Below are 7968 nucleotides of genomic sequence, written 5' to 3'. Positions count from 1 at the left end.
AGCCCCCAGGAGGGGGCCGGGGCGGAGCCCGGGGAACGGGCGAAAGGGTGGGTAGGGGACCAGCCCCGCGCAGCGGCCGCCCACCCGCCGGCCGCGGCCCGCCCGGCCGCACCGGCCCGCCGGCCCCGGCCACGGGCTCCGGCGCTGCCCCGGGTCCGACGGCCGGAGGCCGGCGCAGCGGGGCGAAGCCCGTGAAGCGCCCCGGCGCTGAGCGGTGCGAGGCACGCGTCAAGGAGGTCAGTACGACTTGGGGAGGCCCAGGGTCTGGTGGGAGACGAAGTTGAGGATCATCTCCCGGCTGACCGGGGCGATGCGGGCGACGCGGGACGCCGTGATCAGGGAGGCGAGTCCGTACTCGCGGGTGAGGCCGTTGCCGCCGAGGGTGTGCACCGCCTGGTCCACCGCCCTGACGCACGCCTCCCCCGCCGCGTACTTCGCCATGTTCGCCGCCTCGCCCGCCCCCGCGTCGTCCCCCGCGTCGTACAGCGCGGCCGCCTTCCGCATCATCAGCCCGGCGAGTTCCAGTTCGATGTGGGCCGCCGCCAGGGGGTGGGCGATGGCCTGGTGGGCGCCGATCGGCTCCTTCCAGACCTGGCGGGTCCTCGCGTACTCCACCGCCCGGCCGAGGGCGTACCGGCCCATGCCGATGGCGAAGGCCGCCGTCATGACGCGCTCCGGGTTGAGGCCGGCGAAGAGCTGGAGGAGGCCCGCGTCCTCGTCGCCGACCAGGGCCGAGGAGGGCAGCCGTACGTCGTCGAGGGTCAGCTCGAACTGCTTCTCCGCCGCATGGAGTTCCATGTCGATGACCGAGCGGGAGAAGCCGGGGGCGTCCCTCGGGACGATGAACAGGCAGGGCTTGAGGCGGCCCGTGCGGGCGTCCTCCGTGCGGCCGACGACGAGGGTGGCGTCGGCGATGTCCACGCCGGAGATGAATACCTTGCGGCCGGTGAGGACCCAGTCGTCGCCGTCGCGCCGGGCGGTGGTGGTGATGCGGTGGGAGTTGGAGCCGGCGTCGGGTTCGGTGATCCCGAACGCCATGGTGCGGCTGCCGTCCGCGAGGCCGGGGAGCCAGGCGCTCTTCTGGGCGTCGGTGCCGAAGCGGGCGATGACCGTGCCGCAGATGGCCGGCGAGACCACCATCATGAGGAGCGGACAGCCCGCCGCGCCCAGCTCTTCGAGGACGATGGAGAGTTCGGCGATCCCGCCGCCCCCGCCGCCGTACTCCTCGGGGAGGTTGACGCCGAGGTAGCCGAGCTTGGCGGCGTCGGCCCACAGTTCGTCGGGGTGGCGGCCCTCGCGGGCGACGCGGGCGAGGTAGTCGCGGCCGTAACGCTGCCCGAGGGCGGACACGGCGGCGCGCAGGGCCTGGTGCTCTTCGGTCTCGATCACGGCTGGTCCTCCTGGACTACGGCGAGCAGGGCGCCGAACTCGACCTGGCGGCCGGTGACGGCGTGGAGCGCGGTGAGCGTGCCGGTGGCGGGGGCGAGGATGCGGTGCTCCATCTTCATGGCCTCCAGCCACAGCAGGGGCTGCCCGGCGGTGACGGTGCTGCCGGGAGCGAGGCCCTCGGCGATGCGGACGACGGTGCCGGGCATGGGGGCGAGCAGGGAGCCCGGTTCGGTGCGGTCCTGGGGATCGGGGAACCGGGGTACGGACACGAGGGCGTGGGAGCCGAGCACGGAGTCCACGTAGACCGTGTTCGATTTGCGTTTCACGTGGAACATCCGCCGCACGCCCCCGACTTCGAGGGTGACGGCCTCGGGAGTGGCCTCAAGGACGCGGACGGCCGGGTCTTCCACCGGGTCGTAGCGGGCCTCGTACTCGGTGCCGGCCACCGTGTAGCGGCGGGTCCGGGGCTGGGAGCGGAGGTTGCGCCAGCCGCCGAGGCGGGCGGCGAGGGGGGCGCCGGGGGCCGGGGCGGCCTCGGCGAGGGCCGCGGCCAGGCAGGCGAGCGCGGGGTCCGGGGCGGCTTCGACGAGGGCGTCGAGGTGGCGTTCGTAGAAGCCGGTGTCGAGCCGGGCGGCGGCGAACTCGGGGTGGCGCAGGGAGGCTACGAGGAGGTCGCGGTTGGTGGTCAGGCCGTGGATCCGGGCCCGGGACAGGGCGTCCGCGAGGATCCGGACCGCCTCGGCGCGGGTCGGGGCGTGGGCGACGACCTTGGCGAGCATGGGGTCGTAGTGGACGCCGACGGTGTCCCCGGCGGTGAAGCCGGTGTCGACGCGGACGTGGCCGGGGAGGTCGAGGGTGTTCTATCACCCCGGTCTGCGGGCGCCAGTCGTGGGCCGGGTCCTCCGCGTAGAGGCGTGCCTCGACGGCGTGGCCGGAGGGCGGGGGCGGGGTGAGGGGCAGGGGCCGGCCCTCGGCGATGCGCAGTTGGAGCGCGACCAGGTCGAGGCCGAAGACCGCCTCGGTGACGGGGTGTTCCACCTGGAGGCGGGTGTTCATCTCCAGGAAGTACGGACGGCCGTCGGCGCCGACGAGGAACTCGACGGTGCCCGCGCCCCGGTAGGAGACCGCGCGGGCGGCGGCGACGGCGGCCGTGTGCAGGGTCTCGCGCAGGGTTTCCGGCAGGCCGGGGGCAGGGGCCTCCTCGATGACCTTCTGGTGGCGGCGCTGGAGCGAGCAGTCGCGGGTGCCGAGCGCCCAGACGGTGCCGTGGGCGTCGGCCAGGACCTGTACCTCGACGTGCCGGCCGCGCTCCACGTACGGCTCGGCGAAGACCTCGTCGTCCCCGAAGGCCGAGAGGGCCTCGGCCCGGGCCGCCTCCAGGGACTCCTTGAGGGAGTCGAGGTCGCGTACGACGCGCATCCCGCGGCCGCCGCCGCCCGCCGCGGCCTTGAGCAGGAGCGGCAGGTCGGCGGCCGTGGCGGCGGCCGGGTCGACGGGGTCGAGGAGGGGGACGCCGGCGGCGCGCACGAGCTCCTTGGCCCGGGTCTTGGAGGCCATGGCCTCGATGGCCTCGGGCGGCGGCCCGACCCAGGCCAGGCCGGCGGCCAGGACCTGCCGGGCGAAGCCGGCGTTCTCGGAGAGGAAGCCGTACCCGGGGTGCACGGCGTCCGCACCGGCCGCACGGGCCGCCGCGATCAGCAGGTCGCCGCGCAGGTAGGTGTCGGTGGGCGCGGCCCCGGGCAGGCGGACGGCCGCGTCGGCGTGGCGGACGTGCAGGGCGCCGGCGTCGGGGTCGGAGTGGACGGCGACCGTGGACAGGCCCAGATCGCGCGCCGTGCGGAAGATCCGGACGGCGATCTCGCCCCGGTTGGCGACGAGGAGGGAGCTGATCGGGGTGATCGGGGTGATCGGTACGTTCGTCTGGGTCGTCTGGTTCGTCTGCGTGGTCTGGGTGGTCGCGGTGGTCTGGGTCATCTGGGGCTCACATCCGGAAGACGCCGAAGCCGCCGCGGGCGCCCTCGACGGGGGCGTTGTGGACGGCCGACAGGCACAGGCCGAGGACGGTACGGGTGTCGCGGGGGTCGATGACGCCGTCGTCGTAGAGCCGCCCGGAGAGGAAGAGGGGCAGGGACTCGGACTCGATCTGGGCCTCCACGAAGGCCCGCATCCCGGCGTCCTGCTCCTCGTCGTACGGCAGTCCCCGGGCGGCGGCGGACTGGCGGGAGACGATCGACAGCACCCCGGCGAGCTGCTGGGGGCCCATGACGGCGGACTTGGCGCTGGGCCAGGCGAAGAGGAACCGGGGCTCGTAGGCGCGTCCGCACATGCCGTAGTGGCCGGCGCCGTAGCTCGCGCCGATGAGGACGGACAGGTGCGGGACGCGGGAGTTGGACACCGCGTTGATCATCATCGAGCCGTGTTTGACGATGCCGCCCTGCTCGTACTCCTTGCCCACCATGTAGCCGGTGGTGTTGTGGAGGAAGAGGAGCGGGATGTCGCGCTGGTTGGCGAGCTGGATGAACTGGGCGGCCTTCTGCGATTCGGCACTGAACAGCACGCCCTGCGCGTTGGCGAGGATGCCGACCGGGTAGCCGTGCAGGGTGGCCCAGCCGGTGACCAGGCTGGTGCCGTAGAGGGGCTTGAACTCGTCGAAGTCGGAGGCGTCGACGATGCGGGCGATGACCTCGCGCGGGTCGAAGGGGGTCTTCAGGTCCGGCGGGACGATCCCGAGGAGCTCCTCCGGGTCGTACAGCGGCTCCTCGGCCGGGGGCGGCTCGGCGTACGGCTTGCGGTGGTTGAGCCGGGCCACGATGCGGCGGGCCTGGCGGATGGCGTCGTACTCGTCGAGGGCGTAGTGGTCGGCGAGGCCGGACACGCGGGCGTGCATGTCGGCGCCGCCGAGGGACTCGTCGTCGCTCTCCTCGCCGGTGGCCATCTTGACCAGGGGCGGACCGCCGAGGAACACCTTCGAACGGTCCTTGATCATGACGGTGTGGTCGGACATGCCGGGGATGTACGCGCCGCCGGCGGTGGAGTTGCCGAAGACGACGGCGACGGTCGGGATGCCGGCGGCGGAGAGCCGGGTCAGGTCGCGGAAGACCGCCCCGCCCGGGATGAAGATCTCCTTCTGGGAGGGCAGGTCCGCGCCGCCGGACTCGACGAGGCTGATGCACGGCAGCCGGTTCTGGAGGGCGATCTCGTTGGCCCGCAGCGCCTTCTTCAGCGTCCAGGGGTTGCTGGCGCCGCCGCGGACGGTGGGGTCGTTGGCGGTGATCAGGCACTCGACGCCCTCGACGGTGCCGATGCCGGTGACCATCGAGGCGCCGACCGGGTAGTCGCTGCCCCAGGCGGCCAGCGGGGACAGCTCCAGGAACGGCGTGTCGGGGTCGAGGAGCAGCTCGATCCGTTCGCGCGGCAGCAGTTTGCCGCGGTCGCGGTGCCGGGCGGTGTACTTCTCCCCGCCGCCGGCGAGGGCCTTGGCGTGCTCGGCGTCGAGCTCCGCGAGCCGCTCCAGGGCGGCGGTACGGGCCTTGGCGTGCTCGGCGGCGAGCGGGTCGACGGTGGTTCCGAGGCGGGTCATCGGGTCCCCTCAGGAGCGGGTGTCGGGGTGGCGGGGAGCAGGTGGGCCGGGACGTCGAGGTGGCGGGCGCGCAGCCATTCGCCGAGGGCCTTGGCCTGCGGGTCGAAGCGGTGCCCGGAGGCGACGCCGTCGCCGAGGAGCCCGGTGACGGTGAAGTTCAGGGCGCGCAGGTTCGGCAGCTCGTGGCGGGCCACCTCCAGCGGGGCCGTCTCCGGGAGCAGCGCCTTGAAGGCTTCGACGGTGAGGGTGTCCCGGGCCCACTCCCAGGCCGGGCCGCTCTCGGCCCACACCCCGACGTTGGCGTCCCCGCCCTTGTCGCCGCTGCGAGCCCCGAGGATCGTGCCCAGCGCCACCCTCCGGGTGGCCCCCGCCGGATGCGCCGCGGTGGCCGGCGGGGGCCCTGCGGAGCCCGGACTCCCTCCGGGGGGACCCGCGGGCGGGGCCGTTTCGCGGCGTCCGGGGCCGCACACCCCGGTTTCGGGAACGGGCGGGGTGGGGGCATGGCTCCGCGCGGCGCGCACCGGCAGCCGGGTGCCGTCGGGCAGGACCGCTGTGTGGGGGACCGAGTCCGCCGCCACGGCGGTCGTGGTGAAGACGCCGTACGGCTGTGCGGCGGCCGGTGGGGCCGTGACGTGGAAGCCCGGATAGCCGGCCAGGGCCAGTTCGACGGCCGCCGAGGTCAAGCGCCGGCCCACCCGGTCGGGAGACGGATCGCGGACCACCAGCCGCAGCAGCGCACTCGCCGTCTCCTCCGTCGCCGCGTCCTCGTGGTCGGTGCGGGCCAGCGTCCACTCGGCGGAGGACACCCCGGCCAGGGCCTCCGCCAGCTGCGCACGGACCAGCGCCGCCTTCTCCTCGATGTCCAGGCCGGTCAGGACGAAGACCACCTCGTTGCGCCAGCCGCCGATCCGGGTCACTCCCGCCTTGAGGGTGCGGGGCGGGGCCTCGCCCCGGACGCCGGAGATCGCCACCCTGTCCGTGCCCGCCGCGGTCAACCGGACCGTGTCCAGCCGGGCCGTCACGTCGGGGCCCAGGTAGCGCACGCCCTGGGTTTCGTAGAGGAGCTGGGCCGTGACCGTGCCGGGCGTCACGGCCCCGCCGGTGCCCGGGTGCTTGGTGATGACCGAGGAGCCGTCCTCCGCGATCTCGGCCAGCGGGAAGCCGGGCCGGGAGACGTCGTGCCGCGTGAAGAAGGAGTAGTTGCCGCCGGTGGCCTGCGCACCGCACTCCAGGACGTGGCCCGCGACCACCGCGCCCGCCAGCCGGTCGTACTCCTGCGGGCCCCAGTCGAACCACCAGGCGGCCGGCCCGCTGACCAGCGCCGCGTCCGTGACCCGGCCGGTCACCACCACGTCCGCTCCGGCCCGCAGGCAGGCGGTGATCCCGGCGCCGCCCAGGTAGGCGTTGGCGGTGAGCGCGTCCTGCCCGTACGGCATCAGGTCGTCGCCCTCGACGTGCGCGACGGAGACGGGCACCCCCACCTTCGCCGCCAGCGCCCGTACCGCCGCCGCCAGCCCGGCCGGGTTCAGCCCGCCGGCGTTCGTCACGATCCGCACGCCCCGGTCGTGCGCCAGCCCGAGGCCCTCCTCCAGCTGCTTCAGGAAGGTCTTCGCGTAGCCCAGCTCCGGGTTCTTCAGGCGGTCCCGGCCGAGGATCAGCATGGTGAGCTCGGCGAGGTAGTCGCCGGTCAGCACGTCCAGCGGGCCGCCCGTCAGCATCTCGCGCAGGGCGTCGAACCGGTCCCCGTAGAAGCCGGACGCGTTGCCGACGCGCAGCGCCCGCCGCGTCACCGCCCGCCGCCCCGCGGGTCGCGGCCCTGCGGGTCGCCACCCCGCGGGTCGCGGCCCTGGCCCGCCGGGCCGGCGAAGGCCTGGGCGATGTCGAGCCAGCGGTCGGCGTCGGGCCCGGTCGCGGTGACGGCGAGGTCGGCGCGGTGGGCGCGCTGGGTGACCAGCAGGCAGAAGTCCAGCGCCGGCCCGGTGACCCGCTGCGGGGCGTCCGCCGGCCCGTACGCCCACACCCCGGCCCCGTCCGGAGCGGTCAGCTCCACCCGGAACTCCCCTTCCGGCGCGGGCAGTCCACGTACCGCGTACGCGTAGTCGCGCGCCCGCACCCCGATCCGCGCGACGTGCCGCAGCCGGGCCGTGGGGGTGCTCGGTACGCCGAGCGCGTCGGCCACGTCCTGGCCGTGGGCCCAGGTCTCCATGAGCCGGGCGCTCGCCATCGACGCGGCCTTCATCGGCGGCCCGTACCAGGGGAACCGGGCGTCGGGCGAGGCCGCCGCGAGCGCCGCGTCGAGCGCGGCCCGACCCTCGCGCCACCGGGCGAGCAGCTCCGCGGGCTCCAGCGCGGCACCCTCCTCCGCGCCTTCGTCGACGAACGACTCGGGGGCCTTCAATGCCTCCTCGACCATCCGCGCGAAGCCCTCCGCATCGGTGAGGGCGAGCAGCGCGGCCCGGTCGGTCCAGTGCAGGTGGGCGATCTGGTGGGCGACGCTCCAGCCGGGCGCGGGCGTCGGCCACGCCCAGGCCGGTGACGGCAACTCCCCGACGAGCGAGTCGAGTTCGCGGCCCTCCTCACGGAGGTCGGCGAGGAGGTCGGCGAAGACGTTGACCGGGGTGACTGCGGAGGCGACTGCGGAGGCGACTTCGGAGGTGACTGCGGTGGCGGTGGCCGCGGCGGTGGCGGACCGGCCTTCGGCGGACGGATCGGGCACGGCGTGCTCCCCTCTCGGCGTGGGGGGAAGCCTGGCAGCCTCCACTAAAACAATCAAGCGTGCTTGCATTATTTTTTCGGGCTGCGTCCGGATCCCGCCACTTCCCCCAAGTCCGTTCCGCCGACGCCCACTTGATCGGCACCGGCCATCACGCAAGGCCCGGCCGAGGGCGGGACCGGAGCGCCCCGCGACGCACCGGAGACGATCAGGGGCGGTTCCGGCCGTACGCCGGGGAACGCGCCCTGCACGCGCCCCGCGTGGCGGCGATACTGGACGCTCCCCG

4 protein-coding genes and 1 pseudogene are annotated in these 7968 nt (G+C 74.6%); all 5 read right to left on the bottom strand.

Annotated elements, in window-relative coordinates; genetic code table 11:
- Positions 1-237: 237 nt before the first annotated feature.
- The 5 genes and pseudogenes from SSNG_RS19625 to SSNG_RS19605 all read right to left on the bottom strand — a co-directional run bounded on the left by SSNG_RS19625 (position 238) and on the right by SSNG_RS19605 (position 7685).
- The gene (locus SSNG_RS19625; RefSeq protein ID WP_042801413.1) at positions 238-1389 is read right to left on the bottom strand and encodes an acyl-CoA dehydrogenase; all 1152 of its coding nucleotides are present in this window, start codon (positions 1387-1389) and stop codon (positions 238-240) included.
- Positions 1386-3363, bottom strand: a pseudogene (locus tag SSNG_RS19620) (biotin carboxylase N-terminal domain-containing protein). Before SSNG_RS19620 ends, SSNG_RS19625 begins: the two are co-directional and overlap by 4 nt.
- A 7-nt stretch (positions 3364-3370) precedes the next feature.
- Positions 3371-4969, bottom strand: coding sequence for a carboxyl transferase domain-containing protein (locus SSNG_RS19615; protein WP_007265617.1), 1599 nt, complete (start codon positions 4967-4969; stop codon positions 3371-3373).
- Positions 4966-6759, bottom strand: coding sequence for an acyclic terpene utilization AtuA family protein (locus tag SSNG_RS19610; protein WP_206731311.1), 1794 nt, complete (start codon positions 6757-6759; stop codon positions 4966-4968). Before SSNG_RS19610 ends, SSNG_RS19615 begins: the two co-directional genes overlap by 4 nt.
- Positions 6756-7685: a TIGR03084 family metal-binding protein gene (locus SSNG_RS19605; protein ID WP_007265615.1), complete on the bottom strand. Its 930-nt coding sequence runs from the start codon at positions 7683-7685 to the stop codon at positions 6756-6758. The genes SSNG_RS19610 and SSNG_RS19605 overlap by 4 nt, the downstream gene beginning before the upstream one ends.
- Positions 7686-7968: the final 283 nt, after the last annotated feature.

It is taken from the genome of Streptomyces sp. C, from assembly GCF_000158895.1.
In the GTDB taxonomy this organism is placed as follows: Bacteria; Actinomycetota; Actinomycetes; order Streptomycetales; family Streptomycetaceae; genus Streptomyces; species Streptomyces racemochromogenes.
Note: the sequence above shows the minus strand (reverse complement) of the source record. Positions and strands in the feature narration are given on the sequence as shown.